Here is a 19,923-nt window from a genome sequence, read left to right as displayed (position 1 = left end):
AGGGACGCCCTCGTGATCGCCGCACTCAAACCTGCCTTTGCCCGCCTGCGTGGAACCTCGCCCAAGGTGCCGGCAGGGCTGTTCAAGAACCTGCTGCCGCTGGTGGTGCTTGCCATTGGCATCACCGCGCTGGTGCTCATGTTTGCCTGGCGCGACCAGGCCAACTACAAGCCGGTGTTCGGCGGCCGCGAGAAGGTCTCCGTCACCGACGTGGTGGCAGCACTCGACGCGCAGGGCATTCCGTATCGCCTGCATCCGGACACTGGCCAGGTGCTGGTGCCAGAAAGCAAGCTCGGGCGCGTACGCATGCTTTTGGCATCGCGCGGCGTTGTGGCCAAACTGCCTGAAGGGCTGGAGCTGATGGATCGCAACGATCCTCTGGGGACCAGCCAGTTTGTGCAGGACGTACGTTTCCGCCGCGGGCTCGAAGGTGAACTCTCGCAGAGCATTTCCTCGCTGGAGGCGGTCGAGTCGGCGCGCGTGCATCTGTCCATCGCGCGTTCCACGTCGTTTGTCGTGAGCGACGGCGAGAAGAGTTCCGCGTCGGTCGTGCTCATGCTCAAGGCCGGCCGCACGCTGGCGCCGGAGCAGATCGCCGCCATCATCAACCTCGTGGCCAACAGCGTCGCCAGCCTCGACGCCAAGCGCGTTACCGTCGTCGACCAGACCGGCGCCTTCCTGTCGTCGCGCGTCGATCTGACCGACGGCTACGAAGGCGGTCAGGTGTCGGATGCCTCGCGCCACTACCAGGACGAGACCCGCCGCAACATCGCCGAACTGCTCGCGCCGGTGCTGGGCGCGGACAACTACAAGGCCAGCGTCACCGCCGACGTCGACTACGACCGCGTGAATGAGACGGTCGAGCGCTACGGTGAAGCGCCGAAAATTACCAACGAAGCGATGCGCAACGAATCCGGCCGCGACCCGCTTGCCATCGGCGTGCCGGGTTCGCTGTCCAATCGTCCCGTGCAGGTTGCCGCCGCGCAGGAAGGGCAGTCCGAAGCAACCACCGCGCAGAAGAACGCCACCACGCGTCAGTACGCCTACGACCGCACCATCACGCAGACGCAGCGCAGCCGTGGCCGGTTGAAAAAGCTCTCCGTCGCCGTGGTGCTCAATGGTGCCGCCGCGCCTGACCACCGCGCGTGGTCGCCGGCTGCCATTGCCAATGTCGACAAGGTGCTGCGCAGCGGCTTGGGTATCGACGAGACGCGCGGCGACACGCTGGTCGTGTCGTCGATGGACTTCCCCGGCCGCCCGGCAGATGTGCCGTGGTGGCAGCAGCGTGACAACGTCATCGAGATGGCGACGTGGGCGGCCTACGCGCTGGCCACGCTGCTGGCATTTCTGTTCATCTTCCGTCCGGTGTTCCGGCTGGCTCAGAACGCTGTCGCGCCGCCGGTGGCGAAAACGCGCGAGATCGTCGACCTCGGCGACCCGGCGATCGAACCCGGTGCCGCCATGCCGACGTCGGCCGCCGCCTTGTCGTCCGCCGACGCACCGGCACTCGGCGCGCCGGTCGCGCAGGGCGGCATGTCAGTGGTGCCTCTGCTGGCCGATTACGATCTGCCGCCGCCGGGCTCGCCTGTCGACGTGATGGTCGAGCACCTGCGCACGCTGGCCGCGAAGGAACCCGAGCGCGTGGCCGAAGTCGTGCGCCAGTGGGTGCAAAAGAAAGAACGTAGCGAACCGGGAGCGCGCGCATGAGCACCAATCTGCCCGACACCATCGTCCCCGGCGCCACGTTGAGCCCGGTCGAGCAGGCCGCCATCGTGCTGTTGTCGATGGGCGAAGAGCCCGCCGCCGCCGTGCTGCGTTGTCTGTCGCGCGAAGAACTGCTGGGCGTGACGCAGGTGATGTCGCGCATGAGCGGCATCAAGGTCGACGCCGTCAAGGGCTCGCTGCAACGCTTCTTTGACGACTACCGCGAGCAGAGCGGCGTGCATGGCGCGTCGCGCACGTACCTCAAGCGCTCGCTCGATCTGGCGCTCGGCGCGGACATTGCCAACAGTGTGCTCAACACCATCTACGGCGACGCCATCCGTCCCAAGATGGCGCGCCTGCAATGGGCCTCGCCCAAGTGGCTGGCCGAACGCATTGCGCATGAACACGTGCGCATGCAGGCGGTGTTCCTAGCGTTCCTGCCTTCAGCGCTGGCCGGTGAAGTGATCGACGCGCTGCCGGCGGACAGCCGTGATCTGGTTTTGCTCAACGTCGCGCGCCTTAACGAAATCGACCGCGACCTGCTGGTGGAACTCGACGAAGTCGTCAGCCGCTGCCTCGACAGTCTCGGCCTGCAGAGCGCCAGCGTCGAAGGTGTGCGCCAGGCCGCCGAGATCATCAACCGCCTGCCGGGCAATCGTCAGCAGATGGTCGAACTGCTGCGCGCGCACGACGCCGAAGTGGTGTCGCGCATCGAAGTCAGCATGTACGACTTTTTCATCCTCTCGCGTCAGAGCGAAGCGGTCATCACGCGCCTCATCGACGAGATTCCGCTGGAGCAGTGGGCCATCGCGCTCAAGGGTGCCGAGCCCGTGGTGCGCGACACCATCATGCAGGCCATGCCGCGTCGTCAGGCACAGAGCTTCGAAGACCTCATGCGTCGCGGCGGGCCGGTACCGCGCAGCCGCGTCGAACAAGTGCGCGAAGAGATCATGGCGCAGGTCAAGGAGCTGGCCGACGCCGGCGAAATCGAAGTGCAGCTCTTCGCCGAGGCGACGGTGGAATGAGAAACATGCGCCCGCATCGCTTCCCGCCGTTGTCGCAAGTGTCCGCCGGTCTGTCGCCCGCCGCGCAGGCGCACCTGCAGCTCACGCAGGCCGACGCCTTCAAGGACGGCATGGATCGAGGCTACCGCGAGGGCTATGACATCGGTATCGAGGCCGGGCGCGAAACCGGCACTGCGCAGGGGCGCGAAGAAGGCCGCCGCGCGGGTGTTGCCGATGCACGCCGCGAAGTGTTGGAGCGATTCGATGCGCTCGCCGCTCCGCTGGACGCCGCGCTGATCGCGCTGCGCCAGTTGCAGAGCGACTACCAGTCGGCGCTGCGCAAGGAAGTGGTCGAACTCGTCGCCAAGGTCGCGCGGCAGGTCATCCGTAGCGAGCTCGCATTGCAACCGGTGCAGCTCCTGTCGCTGGTGGACGAAACGCTCGCCACCATGCCGCCCGCGCCCGAAGGCGTCGAGGTGTACCTCAACCCCGAAGAATGCGAGCGCATCCGCGAACTCGCGCCCGATCGCGCCGAGCGCTGGACGCTCATCGCCGATCCGCGTCTCGAAGCGGGCGAATGCCGCGTCAAGGCGGGTGGCCGCGAAGCCGACGCTGGCTGCCGGCAGCGGCTGGCCGCGTGCATGGAACAGGTCAGCGCACAACTGTTGCAGGCAGAAGAAGAGGCCGCGCCATGATCGGTGCCGCACTGCGCCGGCTGGAAATCGACGAGGTTCCCGTCGCCACCCACACGGGGCGGCTGGTGGGCGCGTCAGGCCTGCTGCTGGAAAGCACCGGCTGTGCTTTCCGCACCGGGCAGCGCTGCCGAATCGAAACCGCGCAGGGCGACTGGATCGCTGCGCAGGTGGTGGGGTTCCGCAACGAGGTCTCATACCTCATGCCGTTCAAGCGCACCGACGGGCTGGCGACCGGCGCGCGCGTGCTGCCGATGCCTGACCAGGGCGGACTGATGATCGGCCCTTCGTGGCTGGGGCGCATCGTTAACGGATTGGGTGAGCCGCTCGACGGACTGGAACGCCTTGGCGGCGAACACCCGTTGTCGCTGCAACCGCCGCGCGTGAATCCGCTGCGCAAGCAACCGGTGCGCGAAACGCTCGACGTGGGCGTGCGCGCCATCAATGGGCTGCTCACGCTCGGACGCGGGCAGCGCGTCGGGCTGATGGCCGGCAGCGGCGTCGGCAAGAGCGTGCTGCTCGGCCTCATCACGCGCCAGACCGTGGCCGACGTGGTGGTGGTCGGGCTGATCGGCGAGCGCGGCCGCGAAGTGCGCGAGTTCATCGATATGTCATTGGGCCCGGCCGGTCTCGCCCGTGCTGTTGTCGTCACTGCCCCGGCGGATGAGTCGCCGCTGATGCGCTTGCGCGCGACTGAGTTGTGCCATGCCATCGCCGCGCATTTCCGCGATCAGGGACTGCACGTGCTGTTGCTGGTCGACTCGCTCACGCGTTACGCCATGGCGCGGCGCGAGGTCGCTTTGGCGCTGGGCGAGCCGCCTGCCACGCGCGGTTATCCGCCGTCGGTGTTCAGCGTGCTGCCGCAACTGGTGGAAAGCGCCGGCAATGGCGAGCACGCACAGGGCAGCATGAGCGCCATCTACACCGTGCTGGCCGAAGGCGACGACCAGCAGGACCCGGTGGTCGACACGGCGCGCGCCATTCTCGACGGGCACATCGTGCTGTCGCGTGCGTTGGCCGATCGCGGCCACTACCCGGCCATCGACATTGCGCAATCGATCAGCCGTTGCATGCCATTGGTGACGAGCAAACCGCACCAGGCCGCTGCGCGCGAGATCAAGGCGCTGGCCGCGCGCCACGCGCAGGTGCGCGAACTGTTGCCGCTGGGCGCCTACGTGCCCGGCGCAGACCCGGCCACTGATCGCGCCGTGTCCTTGTATCCGCAGATCGAAGCCTTCCTGCATCAGGGCACGCATGAAGCCGCACCGCTGGTGCAGAGCGTGGCGCAACTGGAGGCGCTGGCCGCATGAGCAAGACCGCCCCGTTCCAATCGCTGAGCACCGTCGTCGATCTGCGCGAGCGCGAAAAGGATCGCCTCGTCGGCGAACTGGCGCGCGTGCAGAACCTGTCGGAGCGCCATCGCAAGACGCTCACACGCCTCGAAGGCCTCTACCAGAGCGCGGGCGCCAGTGGCGCGCCCAAGGTCGCGCATCTATCGGCGCTGTCGCTCAACTGCGGCGAGTACAAGCAGGCGGTGATGCGCATGGCCGACGCCCAGCGCGAACAACTGGCCGTGCAGGAAGCCGAAGTCCAGCAGGCCCGTCAGGCGCTCACGAAGGCGGTCCACAAGCACGAAGCGCTGGGGCAGGTGCTGGCGCGCAAGCAGGCCGATCTGGCACGCGAAGTCTCGCAGCAGGAACAAAAGCGCCAGGACGATCTGGCCACCCAGGCATGGCTACGGGGGCAGGCATGAACGCGCCGCTTCAGGCCACGGGCAATCCGGTCGCCCTGTACACGGGCATTCCCGAAATTCCCGTATCCACCCCAGGAGTCCGCAATGGCTGATTTCGATCCCGCCACGATGGCGTCGTCGCTGGCGACGGCGTACACGCAGTCCGCACAGGACCTGCTCACCGCCCAATCCAAGGCCGCGCAGGCCACGTCCACCGCGCTGACCAAGTTGCAGTCGGCGCTGTCGACGTTCGCTTCGGCGCTGTCTTCGCTGTCGGCCAAGAAGGGCCTGACGCAGTATTCGGCCACGCTCAGCAGCAGCGTCGGCACAGCCATCGCCAGCGCGACCGCCACGCCGGGCAACTACAGCTTTTTCGTCGAACAGGTCGCCACCGCGCATCAAGTGGCGTTTGAAGACCTGCCCGCCGTGCCGGTCTCGATGGGCGGCCCGATCGCCGTCAAGCTCAATGACGGTTCCACCATCAATCTGAACCTCGTCGCGGCCGATGCCGACGGCGACGGCACCATTTCGCAGGCCGAGATCGCGCGCGCCATCAATCAGTCGTCGGACAACAAGGGCAAGGTCACGGCGATGGTCATGACCGTCGGCGACAAGACCCAGCTCGTGCTGTCTTCGACCAGCACGGGCGAAGCCGGGACCCTCTCGCTGGATGTCAGCGGCCTGCCCGCCGGCAGCCTGAAGGACGCGCTGTCCGCGCCGAAGACGCTCACCGCCGCCAAGGACGCCGTGGTGTGGCTGGGCGACCAGGGCACCGGCACGCGTATCCAGCAGGCCAGCAACGCGCTGACCGCCATTCCCGGCGTGACGGTGAACTTCACGCGTGCGCAGAGCACGGGCGATTCGCCCGTCACCCTGTCGATCGCCAGCGACGACAGCGGCACGGCCAGCAACGTGCGGGCTTTTGTCGACGCTTACAACACGCTGGAAAAGGCGCTCGATGACCTGACCAGCACGGGCGACGCCAGCAATGGTGTGTCGGCGGCGGCTTTCGCGTCGGATTCCGGCGTGCGCGCTATGCGCAACAAATTGAGTGCGCTACTGCGCCAGGACTTCGGTGGTGTGCGCCTGCTCGACTACGGCGTGAGCGTGTCGCGCGACGGCAGCCTGTCGCTCGACAGCACCAAGCTTGCCAAGGCGGTGGCCGCCAACCCCGATGGGCTGAGCAAGATCTTCGGCAGCACCAGCACCGCCAATCGCAGCGGCCTGCTCGGTGCGCTCGACGCCTATGCCGATCTGTGGACCGACACCAGCAGCGGTCAGATCAAACGCCGGCAAGAGACGCTCGCCAAACAGCAGACATCCATCACCAGCCGCCAGACGCGACTGGACGACCGCTTCAACGCCGCCTACACGCGCTACCTGGCGCAGTTCACGCAGTTGCAGACGTTGCAGCAGCAGATGAGCCAGACCACCAGCATTTTTGATTCGATCAGTACGAGCTGATCACCAGTACGAACGAGAGGCCCGCTTTGAACCACGACGCCTACCAGAGCTATCACGCAGTCGATCTCGGCGCGCGCACCGCGCAGGCTTCGCCTGTGCAGTTGGTGCTGATCCTCATGGACGGCCTGCTCGACGAGCTGGCCCGCGCCCGCGCGCACATCGAGGCGCGTCGCTACGAGATGAAGGCGGCGAGCCTGGACCGCGCCATCGAAATGCTCAACGGCTTGTCGAGCGCGCTCGATTTCGAATCCGGCGGCGAGGTCGTGGCCAATCTGGCCGACCTCTACGACTACTGTGCGGAGCGCCTGTACCAGGCGGGCGTGCAGCTCGACGTCACGCGCATCGACGAAGTGATCGGGCTGCTCGCCACGCTGCGTGAAGGCTGGCAGGGGATGCAGGCGCGCCATGGCTAGAAGCTCGCAGGTACTGAACCTTGCTTATCAGCTGGGCCAAGCCGCCGTCGAGCGCGACTGGGACGGTGTGGCGCGGGTGGATGGCGAGATCGCCGCCGCGCTGCCGCGCATGGTGGCGCAGGGCGCGTGGACGGCCAATGAAGCGAAAGCGCTTGCCACGCTGCGCGAGACGCATCGCATCGTGCTCGAACAATGCGAGCGCGAAGCCGCCGATCTCGACGCGCGCATGGTCAGCCTGTGCGCGCACAAGGACGGCTGGATCGCCTACGCCATGGACGACGAGAACGACGCGGAAGGGCGCGCATGAGCACGTTGATTCTCTCGTTGCCGACGCCGGGTGCGGCATTGATCGGCACGCTGCGCGCGGTCGGCGCCAACGCCACGGACACCGCGTTGCCTGCAAACGCAGCGGATTTTTTCGTCGCAGCACTCGAAGCGGTGCTCGACAACGTCGCAGAAGACGCACAGCCGCAGCAGGCTGCTACGCCCGCGCAGCAGGCCGTGCCGGCGAACACGCACAAGCGCGACGACGACTCCGCCGCGCTGGAGCGCGAGCCGGAACCGGCGGATGTGTTGCCATCGATCCCTCCCTCGATGCAGCAGCCGGTTGCCGTCATGCCTGTGGCGACGGCATCCACCACGCCCGCCGTACCGGTCGCCACGGAAGCGTCCCTTCCCGACGCGGCCCTGTCGGTGGCAGACGCTATCGCCGCGCCGCAGACAAAGACCACGCTGACCGCACCGATCGTCAAGCCGGTCGCCGCCGATAACGCGCAGTCCACAGCGAGCACTTCAGTGGCCCCGGTGCGCGACGCCTTGATCGCATTGGCACCAGCGGATGTCGGCAGCAACGCCACGCCGGATGCCCTCGTGCGCTTGCCCAATGGCGAGCCGACGCAATGGCGTCAGCCGCTTCAGCAAGCCTTGGGCGAGCGTCTGCAACTGTCCAGCAGCCGTCACAGCGACAGCGCCGTGATCCGCCTCGACCCGCCGCAGATGGGGCGGATCGAGATCGCGATCCGTCACGAGGCCGGTGCGTTGCGCGTCAGCCTGACCGCCACGCATGCCGAGGTGGTGCGCCAGTTGCAAGGCGTGGGCGAGAGCCTGCGTCATGACCTCTCGCAACGCCATGCTGGGGAAGTGAGCGTGCAGGTGGCCGACGCCGCCGGCGCGCGGCTCGCCCAGGGCGACGCCGATGGCCGCCAACGCCAGCGCGGCTCGCAGGGCGAAGGCAACGATGCGGCCCCGACGCGCGCGTTCGCCGACGATGAATACGACGAGCGCCATGCTTTCGGCATGTCGCCAGAGGAGGAGCGCTCGGCATGAAGCGTCACTGGAAACTGATCGTGCTGGTGTTGTGCATCGGGCTGGCCATGGCGGCCGCGGGTGCGGGCGGCGCGTGGTGGTTGTTGCGCCCCAAGGCACCCGAGACGAAGACCGCCAAGCCGGTCGAGATGGACCACACCGAGTACAAGTACATCAATCTCGAAAAGGTCATCGTCATGTTGCGTGGCAAGGAAGGCGAGCCCATGTCGCACTACCTGGCTGTCGACCTGGTTTTCAAGACCGCCCTCAAGAACGAGAAGATGACGCGCGAACATCTGCCGCTGCTGCGCGCCGTGGCCGTGAAGGCACTGTCTGGCTACACCATGGACAAGGCGGGGCAGATGACGGTCGAGCAGTTCGCGCAGGACATCAACCGCGCCTTCAGCGCCAGCTACGCCGCCGAGCGCACGACCAAGCCGTTCACCGAAGCCATGATCGGCAAGCTGATCATCGAGTGACGCCATGGACATGCACAGTGGTTACGCAGAACTGCACAGTGCCGCTGTCGAACAGCAGCATGTGCTGGCCTACGTGCCATTGGTCAAGCGCATCGTGCGCCAGCTCGCTTCGCAGACGGGCGGCGCCATCGATCGCGAGGACATGGAGCAGATCGGCCTGCTCGGTCTGCTCGATTGCCTGCGCCGCTACGGCACGCCCGACGACAAGTTCGGCGCCTACGCGGCACTGCGCGTGCGCGGCGCGATCCTCGACGAACTGCGCCGGCAGGACTGGCGCCCGCGCAGCGTGCGACAAGAGAGCCATCGCCTGCGCGACGCCGCGCGCGATCTCGAACGCCGCCTGGGGCACGAACCTTCCGAGGCCGAACTGATGCAGCACCTCGCGCTCACGCCCGAGGCCTATCAAGCCTATGTGATGGCGGAGAACGCCGAACAACTGGCGAGCTTCGACGAGCTGATGCAGGAGATGGGCAGCCTGCCTTCGGATGCGCCCTCGCCGGAGGCGCAACTGATCCGCCGTCGCAGCATCGAGCAGGCGCTGCTGGCACTGGATGAACGCGAACAACGCGTCGTCCAGCTCTATTACGAATTCGATCTGAGCCTGAAAGAAATCGCCGCGGTGCTGGACCTGACCGAAGCGCGTATCTGCCAGATCAACAAGGGTGCGTTGCGCAAGATGCGCGACAGCCTGAAGCACTGAACGGAAAGCGACACGATCCCATGCAACAAATCATCGGCATCGCAGTGGTACTGGCCACCGTGTTCGGCGGCTTCCTCCTGTCGGGGGGCGCCATGCACGTGATCTGGCAGCCGGTCGAACTGCTCATCATCGGTGGCGCCGGGCTGGGGGCGGTGGTGCTGGGCAACCCCCGCCACGTGCTGGCGGAGATGTGGCTGCAGCTCAAGCACATCGTGGTGGTGCGCCGCCACGGGCAGGAATTCCAGCGCCAGTTGCTGCTGGTGATGTACGAACTGTTGCAGACGGCAGCAGGCGGGCTCAAGGCGCTGGATGCCCACGTCGAGGAGCCGCACGAGAGCCCGCTGTTCCGCAACTATCCGCTGATCCTGGCCGAGCCGAAGCTGCTCAACTTCATCGTCGACAACTTCCGCCTGATGGCGATGGGCAAGATCAACGCGCATGAGCTGGAAGGCGTTCTCGATCAGGAACTGGAAACCATCCACGTCGAACTGGAGCAGCCCTCCAAGTCGCTGCACAAGATTGCCGAAGCCATGCCCGGCTTCGGCATTCTGGCCGCCGTGCTGGGCATCGTGATGGCGATGAACACCGTGGGCGAGGGCGCCAATTCGGCCGAGATCGCCGAGCGCGTGGCCGCCGCCATGGTCGGTACCTTCATCGGCATCTTCTTCTGCTACGGCCTGCTCGATCCGATCTCGAACATGATGAAGCAGGTCGTCAAGCAAGAGCTTTCCGCACTCGAATGCGTCAAGGTCGTGCTGGTGACGCACGTGGCCGGCAAGCCGCCGCTGCTCGCCATCGACGCCGGCCGTCGCCTGGTGCAACTGAACATCAAACCCAGCTTCGCCGAGCTGGAAGCGTGGATCAACGAACTGGCTGAGGAAGCCATGGCCCGCCGCGCAGGAGAGGCCCGTGCGTGATCGTCGCATCGACCCCTACGCCGAGGTGCTGGCATGAACGCCAAGGCCGACAAGCACACGCAGGCGGTGGTCAAGCGCGTCTCGCGCCGGCACGACGGCGACGAGCACAGCGGTGCGTGGAAGGTGGCGTTTGCCGACTTCTGTCTGGCCCTGATGTGCCTGTTCCTCGTTCTGTGGGTGATGGCGGCGCGCAGCAAGGAATCGATCGAAGAGGTCAAGCGCGTGGCCGAAGGCAGCCTGCTCGATGAAGGCGTGGGGCGGCGCATGGAAACCGTCGGCGGCCCGCGCGGCAGCCTGATCGAACGCCAACCGATTCCCTCGCAGGGCGACACGCGCATGCCCAAGCGGCAAGTCACCAACGGCGACCTGGAGCACGCCGACGACAGCCCGCGCCTGTCCAAGCGCCGCTACGACACGCCGGAAGACATGAAGGAGCTGGCGGCCGTGGTGGAACGCCTGACCGCCAAGGCCGGCATGGCCGGCAATCTGTTTACCGAGATCACGCCGCAAGGGCTGCGCGTAATGCTGCACGACACCGAACAGCAAGGCATGTTTGCGCGCGGTTCCGCCATGCCGAGCGATCGCTTTCGCGCGCTGCTGCGCAAGATGGGGCCGCTGTTCTCCCAGATTGAAAACCAGATGCTGATCCTGGGCCACACCGACGCGCTGCAATACGCAGACCAGGGGCATTCGGCTTATTCCAACTGGACGCTGTCCGGCCAGCGTGCGATGTCCGCGCGCCTGCAGATGCTCGACGGCGGATTGCGCCCGGACAGCATTCTGCAAGTGGTCGGCATGGCAGACCGCGCGCCGCTGGATGCGCACGACCCGCGTGCGCCGATCAATCGGCGCATCGAACTGATGATCCTGGGCCCCGAGCAGGCGCGCAATCTGGCCGCCATGTTCGGCATGCCCGTAGACGCCGCTCCGCTCATCGATGGCGTGGTCACCTCGTTGCCGCACAACGAGGCCGTCGACATGCTGCGCGGCGCAGGCGCGGCCAGCACGGAGCGTCGCTGACATGCGTACTCAATCGAGAGGCAATCGAATGAAGATCAACGGCACTCCGAGCACTTCCGGCGTTGGCGGCACCGCGCCAGTCGCAGCCAGCGAACAGAGCACCACCGATGTGCGCGCCACGCCGCAGGCCAACGCCGACGTGCCCCTGCAATCGGCCGCACTCGCGCCCGCCAAAGAAGCGCTGGCCGCGTTGCCCGATGTCGACCAGGCGCGCGTGGCCGCGCTGCGCGATGCGCTCGCCAAGGGCGAGCTGCCGTTCGACGCCTCACGCCTGGCGGGGCTCATCGACCGTTACCACGGGAGCCGCTCATGAACGCCCAACAGGCGATGCTGTCGCTGGCGCAGGGCATCCAGCTCGACGTGGCGGACTACGACCGCTTGCACGGATTGCTGGAACAGCAGTTCGCGGCAGCGTTGCGCCATGACGTCGCACGCTTGCCGCAATTGGCCGAAGACATCGGCGCGCTGTGCACGGTGCTCGATGCCCGTCGCACTGAACGTGTCACGCTGGTGAATGCCATCGTCGGGATGGAAGTGCCGGAAGCGCAGCGCGTGGCGGCCGTCTTCGCGCGCCTGCCCGAGCGTTATCGCACGGCGGCCGAAACGTTGTGGCAGAACCTGCAGGCGCGCGTGCTTGCCTGCAAGGCGCTCAACCTGCGCAACGGCAATCTGCTGATGGACCAGTACGAAGTCATGCAGCGCGTGCTCGGTGGAGAAAGCGACACCTATGCGCCTCGCTGAACTCCCCGCATTCGCGCCCAACGCCGCCTTTCGCGAGGCGGTGCGCGACACCGCGTTGCCGATGCAGGGCAGTGGCGGTTTCGCCGGCCTGTACCAACAGGTCGCGGGTGAGGTTGCCGACTTCATCGCCCACGGCAGCGGCGAAGGCAGTTCGGCGGGCGCCGCGCTGAGCGCGGAAGGTCGCGCATGGCAGGCACGGCTTGCCGCGCCGGTCGACGTCAGCACGGCGACCTCCGGCGAGGACGGCGTTACCACCGACGCGCAGCGCCAATTCCTGAGCCGCATCGCGCCCTGGGCGAAAGATGCAGGACGCGCGCTGGGCGTGTCGCCCGATGTGCTGTCGGCGCAGGCCGCGCTCGAATCGGGTTGGGGCCAGCGCCCCTTGCGCGCCGCCGACGGCAGCGACAGCCACAACCTGTTCGGCGTGAAGGCCACGGGGGCGTGGCAGGGTGACGTGGTGAGTGCGGTGACGACGGAAGTCGAAGGCGATGGCGCGGTCAAGAAGACCGAAGCCTTCCGTCGGTACAACGATGAGGGCGCGAGCTTCCGCGACCTCGTCCAGCTATTGCAGGGCGCACCGCGTTACCACGCTGCGCTCAATACCGGCTCGGACGCGCACGCGTATGGGCAGGCGCTCATGCGTGGCGGCTACGCCACCGACCCGGCGTATGCCGACAAGCTCGTGCGCATCGCGACGCGCATCCGGGCGGAGGACTAAGGCGTGGTGGCGATCGTGGCCGGTTCGACTTCGTTAGTGCCCGTGACGCGTGCGCGGATCACCTTGCCGGTGGCCGCGTTGCGCACGCTGATGATTTCGCCGAGCCGTCCGTTGCCCTCGGCCTGCCCGGCCGTGGTCACGACGATGCCGCTGTTGCGCGCCACGATGCTGACATCGGCGCCGCGCCGTACCAGCACCGCTTCGGCCACCGCGCGGCGGTCGACGATCTGCCCGGCCCGCAATGCGCGGCGGCTGGCCTGCCCGTTGAGTTCGGCCGGGTCGGAAAAGACGTCGTCGAACGTGCCGGTCAGCTCGCGGCGTTCCAGTGCAAGGTCGTTCGGCTGGATGGCACGCCCGCTGGGAATGCTGCCTGCCGCCACGACGACGCGCGCATTGACGCGCGCCCGCACGGTGTACGTCTCGGCCCAGTTGCCGTCCGGGCAATGCGCAATGGCACGCATGCGCGCTGGCGTGCGGCGGTCGGCCAGCGTGATCTCGAATGGCTTGGCGCAGGCCCGCGGCGTGCGCGCCGCACTGACGACCTCGAACGTGAATTGCGGCTCGACCAGCCCCGCGCGCTGCGCGTCGGCCATGAGTTGCGTGCGCGCCGCGCGCTCGACTTCCGTCATGGCGTCGGCGCGGGCCGGCTGGGCGCACAGGACGGCTGTCACGGTGGCGGCGCAGGCCAGTAATTGTGTGGTTGTGAACTTCGATGTGAAAGGCATACGCATGAGTATCAATTTCGACAAGGCGCTCGGGCTGCACGCAGACGCGCTCCGCTTGCGTGCCGAGCGCACGAAGGTTCTGGCATCCAACATCGCCAATGAAAGCACTCCGGGTTATCAGGCGCGCGACATCGATTTTGCCAGCAGCCTGCAGTCTGCGCTCGCCGATGACGGCGGTCTGGCGCTCGACACCGGCGCGCCCGACATGCAGTACCGCGTGCCCAACCTGGCGCGCAGTGACGGTAACACCGTGGAGCTCGGTGTGGAACAGGCAGCGTTCTCGCAGAACGCTTCGGATTTCCAGACCAGCCTCACCTTCATCAACATGAAACTCAAGGGCCTCGCCCGCGTCATCGAAGGGCAGTAAGCATCATGTCATTCAGGGATATCGCACACATCGCGGGTACTGCCATGACGGCGCAAAGCCTGCGCTTGAACACGGTGGCGAGCAACCTCGCCAACGCGCAGACGGCGGCCGGACGGGAAGAGGACACCTACCACGCGCGCAAGCCGGTGTTCGCCACGCTCTTCAAGGGCGGTTTCGACGATCAGGTGGCCGGCGCCAGCGTGCAGGTGCTGGACGTGGTGCAGAGCACCGAGCCGCTGCGGCGCGTGCACGAGCCGGACAATCCGGTCGCCAACGAAGAAGGAATGGTCTTCTACCCCAACGTGAATACGGTGGCGGAGATGACCGACATGATGGAAGCGTCGCGCGCCTTCGAGACCAACGTCGAGGTGCTGGGCCGCGTCAAATCGATGCAGCAGTCGCTGCTGCGCATGGGAGAGAGCTGATCATGAGCGCTGTCATCAACGACACCACGCAGAACACCACGAGCACGAGCGGCACGTCGGCGGTCGCCAGCAATGGCGATTCGGTATCGAACCTGTTTACCACGCTGCTCGTGGCGCAGATCCGCAACCAGAACCCGCTCGACCCGGCAGACCCCAGCGAATTCGTCAGCCAGCTCACGCAGTTGTCGCAGACCGAAGCGCTGCAGAAGCTCGTCAGCCAGGGCACCAACAGCGCCGCCGCGCTGGAAAGCATGCAGGTGATGGCGCTGGGCGCGCAGGTCGGCTCGCAGGTGTCGGTGCGTACCGGTTCGGTCAGCGTGAGCGACGCCGCCATCTCCGGCCGCTTTACGCTCGATGCCAGCAGCGCCGAGACGGCCGTGGTGCTGACCGATGCCGCAGGCAAGACGTATCGCCTGGAACTGGGCACGCGTGCGGCGGGCGAGGTGAGCTTCACGCTCGATCCGGCCAAGCTCGGCCTGCCCAAGGGCACGTATTCCATCGCCGTGTCGACCGACAACGGGGCGACGCCGGGCGTCGACATCGACGGCACGCTGCAGAGCGTCAAGCTCTCATCCACCGATGGCGTGGTGCTCAACGTGAGCAACGTTGGCAACGTGTCTTCCACCGTCGTGACTGCATTCAACGGCCGCGCGTAAGGCCGCCACCGAATATCGCCATCGCAAGGAATCCATCATGAGCTTCGAAGTCGCCCTGTCCGGTATCAACGCCATCAACTCGCAGCTGGACACCATCAGCAATAACATCGCCAACTCTGGCACCTACGGCTTCAAGTACAGCCGCTCGAACTTCGCCGCGATGTACGCCGGCACACAGGCAACCGGCGCCGAAGTGTCGTCGGTCACGCAGAGCATCGATATCGGTGGCGGCGTGCTGACCACCGGCCGCAGCATGGACGCCTCGATCCAGGGGCGCGGCTTTTTCGTGACCAAGTCCAGCTCGGGCGAGTCGTTCTACAGCCGCGTGGGGATCTTCTCCACCGACAAGGACGGCTACGTGGTCGACAGCTTCGGCCGCAAGGTGCAGGGTTACGCCGCCGTTGCCGGCAGCACGGCGCTGGGCGCATTGGGCGACATGAAGGTGTCGACCGGGCAGATTCCCGCGCAGGCCAGCGCCAAGCTGCAATACGTGGCCAACATGTCGGCCGACTGGAAGGTGCCGACCGTCGCCACCTTCGACAAGAACGACCCGCAGTCTTTCAACAGCTCGATGGTGTCGGTGGTGTACGACTCGCTCGGCGCGCAGCACAGCGTGACGCAGTATTTCGTCAAGACGAATACCGGCGAAGTGACCGTGCATTACACGTTCGACGGCACGGACCTCGCCTCCACCAACACGCTGACCTTCGACACCGCCGGCCAGCTCACCTCGCCGACGGCAGCGGTCAACGTGCCGCTGGGCACGCCGGCTGGTGCCACCGCGATGGCGCTGGACATCGACTACTCTGGCACCACCCAGTTCGCCGGAGAGGCAACCAACACCACCAACGCGGCGGACGGTTATGCATCCGGCACGATGATCGGTGTGCAGATCACGGACGACGGCTCGGTGATGGCGCAATACAGCAACGGCCTCAAGCAACGCGTGGGCACGCTGGCGCTGGCGACGTTCCCGGACGAAGGCGCGCTCACCCAGGTCAGCGATACGAGCTGGGTGGCGTCCAATGCGTCGGGCACGCCGCTGTACTTCACGCCGGGCAGCGGCATGGCCGGCAAGCTCACGCCGGGGTCGCTGGAGCAATCGAACGTGGACATGACCGAACAACTGGTCGACCTGATGTCCGCACAGCGTAACTATCAGGCCAACACCAAGGTCATCTCGACGCAGAACGAGATGATGCAGACGCTCATGCAGGCGCTGTAATGGACGCCCTGATCTACACCATCATGAGCGGCGCCGAGCGTGGGCTGCGCGCCCAGCAGGTGCACGCCAACAATCTGGCCAACCTCGAAACGGGCGGCTTTCGCGCCGACCTCGAACTGGCAACCAGCCAGGCCGTGCCGGGCTACGGTTACGACACGCGCCACATGAGCCAGCTTTCGGCCAATGCGATGTCGGGCCGTGAAGGTGCCGTGCGCGAAACCGGCAACGACCTGGACGTGGCCATCGACGGCAACGGCATGCTCGCCGTGCAGTGGCAGGACGGCGAAGCCTACACGCGCGCCGGACATCTGGTGGTCGATGCCGACGGCACGCTCACGGTGAACGGGCGCGCGGTGATGGGCGACGGCGGCCCGATCAGCCTGCCGGCGTACACGCGTGTGTCGATCGCGCAGGACGGCACCATCTCGGTCCAGCAACCGGGTCAGCTCGAATTGCAGGAAGTCGACCGACTCAAGCTCGTGCGCGCGGACGCGCCCAACCTCACCAAGAACGAAGCCGGCCTGACGGTGGCGCGCGACGGCAACACCCTCGCCGCCGATGACACCGTTACCGTGCGCGCCGGTTATCTCGAAGGCAGCAACGTGTCGGCCGTCGAAGAGATGGTGGCCACGATGAGCCTGAACCGCGATTTCGAAATCCAGATGCGCCTCTACAAATCGGCCGACTCGATGGCCGACGCAGGCAATCGGCTGATCCGCGAATAACGCGCACGCCCAACTGAAAGGAACGCAAGATGAATCCCGCACTGTGGATCAGCAAGACCGGCGTGCAAGCGCAAGACGCCAAGCTGCAAGCCATCGCCAACAACCTCGCCAACGTGAACACGGTCGGCTTCAAGCGCGACCGCGTGGTGTTCGAGGACATGTTCTACCAGGTCGAAAAACAACCTGGGGCACAGCAGGACGACGCCACGACGTCGCCGACCGGTGTGCAACTGGGCAATGGCACGCGTCTGGTGGGCACGCAGAAGATCTTTACCACCGGCAGTCTGCAGACGACCGGCCAGTCGATGGATGTGGCGATCGTCGGCAACGGCTTCTTGCAGGTGCAGCTCGCCAATGGCGATGCGGCCTATACGCGCGCGGGCCAATTGCAGGTCAACCAGGACGGTCGTCTCGTTACTGCGCAGGGCCAACCGCTGGTGCCGGAAATCACCGTGCCGGCCACGGCCACCGCACTGACCATCGCTGAGAACGGCATGGTGTCCGCCACCGTGGCGGGTGCGACGCAGCCGACTGAACTGGGCCAGCTCACGCTGGTGAATTTCATCAATCCGGCCGGCTTGCTCGCACTCGGCGACAACCTGTACCAAGAGACAACCGCCAGCGGTGCGCCCACCGAAGGCAACCCCGGCGAGGACGGTCTGGGCAAGCTGAAGCAGGGCGCGCTTGAAGGTTCCAACGTGCAGGTGGTCGAAGAAATGGTCGACATGATCGCCGCACAGCGCACCTACGAGATGAACACCAAGGTGCTCTCCGCTGCCGACAACATGATGCAGTACCTCGCGCAGGCGGTGCGCTGAGATGAGCCGCCCGTACGCCGCTGCGCGCGCCATGGGCTTCGCCTTTGCTGCGATGCTCGTAGTGCTGGGTGCGGGCTGCGCCACGTACCCGCCCGAGTTGCCGCCGCTCGACGATGGCTCGCGTCTGGATCTGCCTGCGGCGCAGGCACGACAGGGCTCGCGCGGCGGTGTGTTCGCGGCCGACACACCGTGGTCATTGACTTCCGACAGCCGCGCCTTCCGACCGGGAGACCTGCTGACCGTGCTGTTGCAGGAAACCACGCAGGCGAGCAAGTCGGCCGACAGCAAGCTCGGCAAGAGCACGGGCGTGTCCATCGCGCCGTCGGTGCTGTTCGGCAAGACGCAGGCCAAGACCGAAGTGGGCATCGATGCCTCGCGCGACTTTTCGGGCACGGCATCGAGCACGCAGCGCAATACCCTGCAAGGCGCGATCACCGTGGTGGTGCACGAGGTGCTGCCCAATGGCCTGCTGCGCGTGACGGGCGAGAAGAGCCTGTACCTGAACCAGGGCGAAGAACTGGTGCGCCTGTCCGGTTACGTGCGTGCCTCCGATATCGACAATGACAATCGCGTGTCGTCGCTGCGTATCGCCAATGCGCGCATTGCGTATTCCGGCCGGGGTGCGGCGCAGGACGCCAACGACGCGGGCTGGCTGGTGCGCTTTTTCAATAGCCCGTTGATGCCTTTCTGAGAGAACGAAACATGATTGCCCTGCGTTCCCTGTGCCTTGCCGCCGTACTGGCATTCGGCGCCCACGCGGCCACCGCCGCGCAAGTGCTGCGCCAATTGGTGAGCGTGGAAGGCGTGCGCGAAAACCAGTTGCTCGGATACGGGCTCGTCGTCGGCCTGCAAGGCAGTGGCGACAGCACGCAGGTGAAATTTTCCGGTCAGTCGGTGACCAACATGCTCAAGCAGTTTGGGGTGAAGCTGCCCGAGCGCACCGATCCGAAACTCAAGAACGTCGCCACCGTCATGGTCAGCGCGGTGTTCCCGCCCGGCTACCGCAAGGGACAGATGGTGGACGTCACTGTCTCGTCGTTGGGCGACGCCAAGAGTCTGCGCGGGGGCATGCTGCTGCTCACGCAACTGCGCGCGGCGGATGGCGAAATCTACGCGCTGGCGCAGGGGCAACTCGTCGTCGGTGGCCTGGCCGCGCAAGGGCAGAGCGGGTCGAGCGTGACGGTGAATACGCCGACCTCCGGTCGCATTCCGAACGGCGCGACCATCGAGCGCGAGATCGAAACCGACTTCGATACCTTGCCGACGGTGCGCCTGAGCTTGAAGCGCCCGCACTTTCAGACCGCCACGAATATCGTGCAGGCGATCAACCGCCGCTACGGCCAACAACTGGCCAGCACGCGCGACGCCACCAGCGTGGACGTGATCGCGCCGGCCAATCCGACCGAGCGCGTGGCTTTCGTCGCCGCGCTCGAGTCGCTCAACGTCGACGTCGGCGTGGATCGTCCGAAGGTGGTGTTCAATTCGCGCACCGGCACGGTGGTGATCGCGGAAGGCGTGCGCGTGCGTCCGGCGGCGATATCGCACGGGGCGCTGAAAGTGGTGATTTCGGAAAGCCCGCAGGTGAGCCAGCCGCAGCCGTTCGGCCGTGGCACCACGGCCGTTACGCCGCAATCGCGCGTGGCGGTGGAGCAGGGCAACGGACGTATGTTCAAGTGGCCTGAGGGCGTGAGCCTGCAGGCGATCATCGATACGGTGAACAGTACCGGGGCGACGCCGGACGACATCATGGCGATCTTGCAGGCGCTGGATCAGGCGGGGGCGATCGATGGGGAGTTGATTGTCATATGACGCGCTGGACGTGGGGTCGGGTTTTGGGGGGATGCTTGGTCTTTCGGAGTTGGTCTCGACTGCTGATGCTCGACGGCCGGGAGTTCGTCCCGGCGGCCGAGTCACTTTCTTGTTCTCGACAAGAAAGTAACCAAAGAAACGACCCCAACATCGCCGCCGGCCTGCGGCTGGTCCCCTGCGCTACTCGTCAAGTCAGGCGGCTGCGGAACTCGTCGCTACGCTCCTCAGACAGTCCTCGCCGACCCGCTGCGCGGGCGACCTGACTTGCCTGCGTTGCTCGGCGG

At 66.3% G+C, this 19,923-nt stretch carries 25 protein-coding genes; 24 read left to right on the top strand and 1 reads right to left on the bottom strand.

Features of this window, described 5'->3' with window-relative positions:
• The first annotated feature begins 12 nt into the window (after window positions 1-12).
• The 16 genes from fliF to ACDA63_RS14075 all read left to right on the top strand — a co-directional run bounded on the left by fliF (window position 13) and on the right by ACDA63_RS14075 (window position 12,889).
• The gene (gene fliF, locus ACDA63_RS14150; RefSeq protein WP_373663916.1) at window positions 13-1,707 is read left to right on the top strand and encodes a flagellar basal-body MS-ring/collar protein FliF; all 1,695 of its coding nucleotides are present in this window, start codon (window positions 13-15) and stop codon (window positions 1,705-1,707) included.
• Complete coding sequence (locus ACDA63_RS14145) at window positions 1,704-2,729, top strand: flagellar motor switch protein FliG (RefSeq protein ID WP_373663915.1); 1,026 nt, start codon at window positions 1,704-1,706, stop codon at window positions 2,727-2,729. Before fliF ends, ACDA63_RS14145 begins: the two co-directional genes overlap by 4 nt.
• Window positions 2,726-3,403: a flagellar assembly protein FliH gene (gene fliH, locus ACDA63_RS14140; RefSeq protein WP_373663914.1), complete on the top strand. Its 678-nt coding sequence runs from the start codon at window positions 2,726-2,728 to the stop codon at window positions 3,401-3,403. Before ACDA63_RS14145 ends, fliH begins: the two co-directional genes overlap by 4 nt.
• Entirely contained in the window at window positions 3,400-4,710 is a 1,311-nt protein-coding gene (gene fliI, locus ACDA63_RS14135; protein WP_373663913.1) for a flagellar protein export ATPase FliI, read from the top strand. The genes fliH and fliI overlap by 4 nt, the downstream gene beginning before the upstream one ends.
• Window positions 4,707-5,153 carry a flagellar export protein FliJ gene (gene fliJ, locus ACDA63_RS14130; protein WP_373663912.1) on the top strand — a complete coding sequence of 149 codons (447 nt, stop codon included), beginning with the start codon at window positions 4,707-4,709 and terminating at the stop codon, window positions 5,151-5,153. The genes fliI and fliJ overlap by 4 nt, the downstream gene beginning before the upstream one ends.
• A gap of 84 nt (window positions 5,154-5,237) precedes the next feature.
• Window positions 5,238-6,596, top strand: coding sequence for a flagellar filament capping protein FliD (gene fliD / locus ACDA63_RS14125; RefSeq protein ID WP_373663911.1), 1,359 nt, complete (start codon window positions 5,238-5,240; stop codon window positions 6,594-6,596).
• 26 nt (window positions 6,597-6,622) lie between these two features.
• Window positions 6,623-7,009: a flagellar export chaperone FliS gene (gene fliS, locus ACDA63_RS14120; RefSeq protein WP_373663910.1), complete on the top strand. Its 387-nt coding sequence runs from the start codon at window positions 6,623-6,625 to the stop codon at window positions 7,007-7,009.
• Complete coding sequence (locus ACDA63_RS14115) at window positions 7,002-7,316, top strand: hypothetical protein (RefSeq protein ID WP_373663909.1); 315 nt, start codon at window positions 7,002-7,004, stop codon at window positions 7,314-7,316. The genes fliS and ACDA63_RS14115 overlap by 8 nt, the downstream gene beginning before the upstream one ends.
• Window positions 7,313-8,335, top strand: a complete 1,023-nt coding sequence (locus ACDA63_RS14110; RefSeq protein WP_373663908.1) for a flagellar hook-length control protein FliK — start codon at window positions 7,313-7,315, stop codon at window positions 8,333-8,335. Before ACDA63_RS14115 ends, ACDA63_RS14110 begins: the two co-directional genes overlap by 4 nt.
• Window positions 8,332-8,793, top strand: a complete 462-nt coding sequence (locus tag ACDA63_RS14105; protein ID WP_373663907.1) for a flagellar basal body-associated FliL family protein — start codon at window positions 8,332-8,334, stop codon at window positions 8,791-8,793. The genes ACDA63_RS14110 and ACDA63_RS14105 overlap by 4 nt, the downstream gene beginning before the upstream one ends.
• A 4-nt stretch (window positions 8,794-8,797) precedes the next feature.
• Entirely contained in the window at window positions 8,798-9,493 is a 696-nt protein-coding gene (locus tag ACDA63_RS14100) for a FliA/WhiG family RNA polymerase sigma factor (protein WP_373663906.1), read from the top strand.
• Window positions 9,494-9,513: 20 nt separating this feature from the next.
• Window positions 9,514-10,410 (top strand): flagellar motor stator protein MotA, encoded by an 897-nt coding sequence (gene motA, locus ACDA63_RS14095; RefSeq protein ID WP_373663905.1) that lies wholly within the window; start codon window positions 9,514-9,516, stop codon window positions 10,408-10,410.
• A 33-nt stretch (window positions 10,411-10,443) separates the two neighbouring features.
• A complete protein-coding gene (locus tag ACDA63_RS14090) occupies window positions 10,444-11,430 on the top strand; it encodes a flagellar motor protein MotB (protein WP_373663904.1) in 987 nt (328 codons plus the stop codon).
• A gap of 28 nt (window positions 11,431-11,458) precedes the next feature.
• The gene (gene flgM / locus ACDA63_RS14085) at window positions 11,459-11,743 is read left to right on the top strand and encodes a flagellar biosynthesis anti-sigma factor FlgM (protein ID WP_373663903.1); all 285 of its coding nucleotides are present in this window, start codon (window positions 11,459-11,461) and stop codon (window positions 11,741-11,743) included.
• A complete protein-coding gene (gene flgN, locus ACDA63_RS14080; RefSeq protein WP_373663902.1) occupies window positions 11,740-12,171 on the top strand; it encodes a flagellar export chaperone FlgN in 432 nt (143 codons plus the stop codon). Before flgM ends, flgN begins: the two co-directional genes overlap by 4 nt.
• Window positions 12,158-12,889 (top strand): glycoside hydrolase family 73 protein, encoded by a 732-nt coding sequence (locus tag ACDA63_RS14075; RefSeq protein WP_373663901.1) that lies wholly within the window; start codon window positions 12,158-12,160, stop codon window positions 12,887-12,889. Before flgN ends, ACDA63_RS14075 begins: the two co-directional genes overlap by 14 nt.
• On the opposite strand, the gene flgA is transcribed toward ACDA63_RS14075, so the two are convergent.
• A complete protein-coding gene (flgA, locus tag ACDA63_RS14070) occupies window positions 12,886-13,620 on the bottom strand; it encodes a flagellar basal body P-ring formation chaperone FlgA (RefSeq protein ID WP_373663900.1) in 735 nt (244 codons plus the stop codon). The two genes, ACDA63_RS14075 and flgA, sit on opposite strands and share 4 nt — an antisense overlap.
• On the opposite strand from flgA, the gene flgB reads away from it, so the two are divergent.
• From flgB to ACDA63_RS14030, 8 genes are read left to right on the top strand one after another with little or no spacing between them, the layout of a single operon-like run.
• On the top strand, window positions 13,619-13,981 hold the full coding sequence (gene flgB / locus ACDA63_RS14065; RefSeq protein ID WP_373663899.1) for a flagellar basal body rod protein FlgB: 363 nt from the start codon (window positions 13,619-13,621) through the stop codon (window positions 13,979-13,981). The two genes, flgA and flgB, sit on opposite strands and share 2 nt — an antisense overlap.
• Before the next feature lie 5 nt (window positions 13,982-13,986).
• Window positions 13,987-14,406, top strand: a complete 420-nt coding sequence (gene flgC / locus ACDA63_RS14060; protein ID WP_373663898.1) for a flagellar basal body rod protein FlgC — start codon at window positions 13,987-13,989, stop codon at window positions 14,404-14,406.
• 2 nt (window positions 14,407-14,408) lie between these two features.
• Window positions 14,409-15,062, top strand: coding sequence for a flagellar hook capping FlgD N-terminal domain-containing protein (locus ACDA63_RS14055; protein ID WP_373663897.1), 654 nt, complete (start codon window positions 14,409-14,411; stop codon window positions 15,060-15,062).
• A gap of 37 nt (window positions 15,063-15,099) precedes the next feature.
• Window positions 15,100-16,287, top strand: coding sequence for a flagellar hook protein FlgE (locus ACDA63_RS14050; RefSeq protein ID WP_373663896.1), 1,188 nt, complete (start codon window positions 15,100-15,102; stop codon window positions 16,285-16,287).
• Complete coding sequence (locus ACDA63_RS14045) at window positions 16,287-17,012, top strand: flagellar basal body rod protein FlgF (protein WP_373663895.1); 726 nt, start codon at window positions 16,287-16,289, stop codon at window positions 17,010-17,012. Before ACDA63_RS14050 ends, ACDA63_RS14045 begins: the two co-directional genes overlap by 1 nt.
• Window positions 17,013-17,041: 29 nt before the next feature.
• Window positions 17,042-17,830, top strand: a complete 789-nt coding sequence (gene flgG, locus ACDA63_RS14040) for a flagellar basal-body rod protein FlgG (RefSeq protein ID WP_373663894.1) — start codon at window positions 17,042-17,044, stop codon at window positions 17,828-17,830.
• Window position 17,831: 1 nt separating this feature from the next.
• Window positions 17,832-18,521, top strand: a complete 690-nt coding sequence (gene flgH / locus ACDA63_RS14035) for a flagellar basal body L-ring protein FlgH (RefSeq protein ID WP_373663893.1) — start codon at window positions 17,832-17,834, stop codon at window positions 18,519-18,521.
• An 11-nt stretch (window positions 18,522-18,532) separates the two neighbouring features.
• Entirely contained in the window at window positions 18,533-19,639 is a 1,107-nt protein-coding gene (locus ACDA63_RS14030) for a flagellar basal body P-ring protein FlgI (protein WP_373663892.1), read from the top strand.
• Window positions 19,640-19,923 lie beyond the last annotated feature (284 nt).

It is taken from the genome of Uliginosibacterium sp. sgz301328, assembly GCF_041807905.1.
GTDB lineage: Bacteria > Pseudomonadota > Gammaproteobacteria > Burkholderiales > Rhodocyclaceae > JBGVSA01.
Note: the sequence above shows the minus strand (reverse complement) of the source record. Positions and strands in the feature narration are given on the sequence as shown.

Excerpts from the sequence above, each read along its gene's own strand:
- ACDA63_RS14145 (WP_373663915.1), top strand. The coding sequence starts at position 1,704 with ATGAGCACCAATCTGCCCGACACCATCGTCCCCGGCGCCACGTTGAGC.
- fliH (WP_373663914.1), top strand. The coding sequence starts at position 2,726 with ATGAGAAACATGCGCCCGCATCGCTTCCCGCCGTTGTCGCAAGTGTCC.
- fliI (WP_373663913.1), top strand. The coding sequence starts at position 3,400 with ATGATCGGTGCCGCACTGCGCCGGCTGGAAATCGACGAGGTTCCCGTC.
- fliJ (WP_373663912.1), top strand. The coding sequence starts at position 4,707 with ATGAGCAAGACCGCCCCGTTCCAATCGCTGAGCACCGTCGTCGATCTG.
- fliD (WP_373663911.1), top strand. The coding sequence starts at position 5,238 with ATGGCTGATTTCGATCCCGCCACGATGGCGTCGTCGCTGGCGACGGCG.
- ACDA63_RS14115 (WP_373663909.1), top strand. The coding sequence starts at position 7,002 with ATGGCTAGAAGCTCGCAGGTACTGAACCTTGCTTATCAGCTGGGCCAA.
- ACDA63_RS14110 (WP_373663908.1), top strand. The coding sequence starts at position 7,313 with ATGAGCACGTTGATTCTCTCGTTGCCGACGCCGGGTGCGGCATTGATC.
- ACDA63_RS14105 (WP_373663907.1), top strand. The coding sequence starts at position 8,332 with ATGAAGCGTCACTGGAAACTGATCGTGCTGGTGTTGTGCATCGGGCTG.
- ACDA63_RS14100 (WP_373663906.1), top strand. The coding sequence starts at position 8,798 with ATGGACATGCACAGTGGTTACGCAGAACTGCACAGTGCCGCTGTCGAA.
- motA (WP_373663905.1), top strand. The coding sequence starts at position 9,514 with ATGCAACAAATCATCGGCATCGCAGTGGTACTGGCCACCGTGTTCGGC.
- ACDA63_RS14090 (WP_373663904.1), top strand. The coding sequence starts at position 10,444 with ATGAACGCCAAGGCCGACAAGCACACGCAGGCGGTGGTCAAGCGCGTC.
- flgM (WP_373663903.1), top strand. The coding sequence starts at position 11,459 with ATGAAGATCAACGGCACTCCGAGCACTTCCGGCGTTGGCGGCACCGCG.
- flgN (WP_373663902.1), top strand. The coding sequence starts at position 11,740 with ATGAACGCCCAACAGGCGATGCTGTCGCTGGCGCAGGGCATCCAGCTC.
- ACDA63_RS14075 (WP_373663901.1), top strand. The coding sequence starts at position 12,158 with ATGCGCCTCGCTGAACTCCCCGCATTCGCGCCCAACGCCGCCTTTCGC.
- flgB (WP_373663899.1), top strand. The coding sequence starts at position 13,619 with ATGAGTATCAATTTCGACAAGGCGCTCGGGCTGCACGCAGACGCGCTC.
- flgA (WP_373663900.1), bottom strand. The coding sequence starts at position 13,620 with ATGCGTATGCCTTTCACATCGAAGTTCACAACCACACAATTACTGGCC.
- flgC (WP_373663898.1), top strand. The coding sequence starts at position 13,987 with ATGTCATTCAGGGATATCGCACACATCGCGGGTACTGCCATGACGGCG.
- ACDA63_RS14055 (WP_373663897.1), top strand. The coding sequence starts at position 14,409 with ATGAGCGCTGTCATCAACGACACCACGCAGAACACCACGAGCACGAGC.
- ACDA63_RS14050 (WP_373663896.1), top strand. The coding sequence starts at position 15,100 with ATGAGCTTCGAAGTCGCCCTGTCCGGTATCAACGCCATCAACTCGCAG.
- ACDA63_RS14045 (WP_373663895.1), top strand. The coding sequence starts at position 16,287 with ATGGACGCCCTGATCTACACCATCATGAGCGGCGCCGAGCGTGGGCTG.
- flgG (WP_373663894.1), top strand. The coding sequence starts at position 17,042 with ATGAATCCCGCACTGTGGATCAGCAAGACCGGCGTGCAAGCGCAAGAC.
- flgH (WP_373663893.1), top strand. The coding sequence starts at position 17,832 with ATGAGCCGCCCGTACGCCGCTGCGCGCGCCATGGGCTTCGCCTTTGCT.
- ACDA63_RS14030 (WP_373663892.1), top strand. The coding sequence starts at position 18,533 with ATGATTGCCCTGCGTTCCCTGTGCCTTGCCGCCGTACTGGCATTCGGC.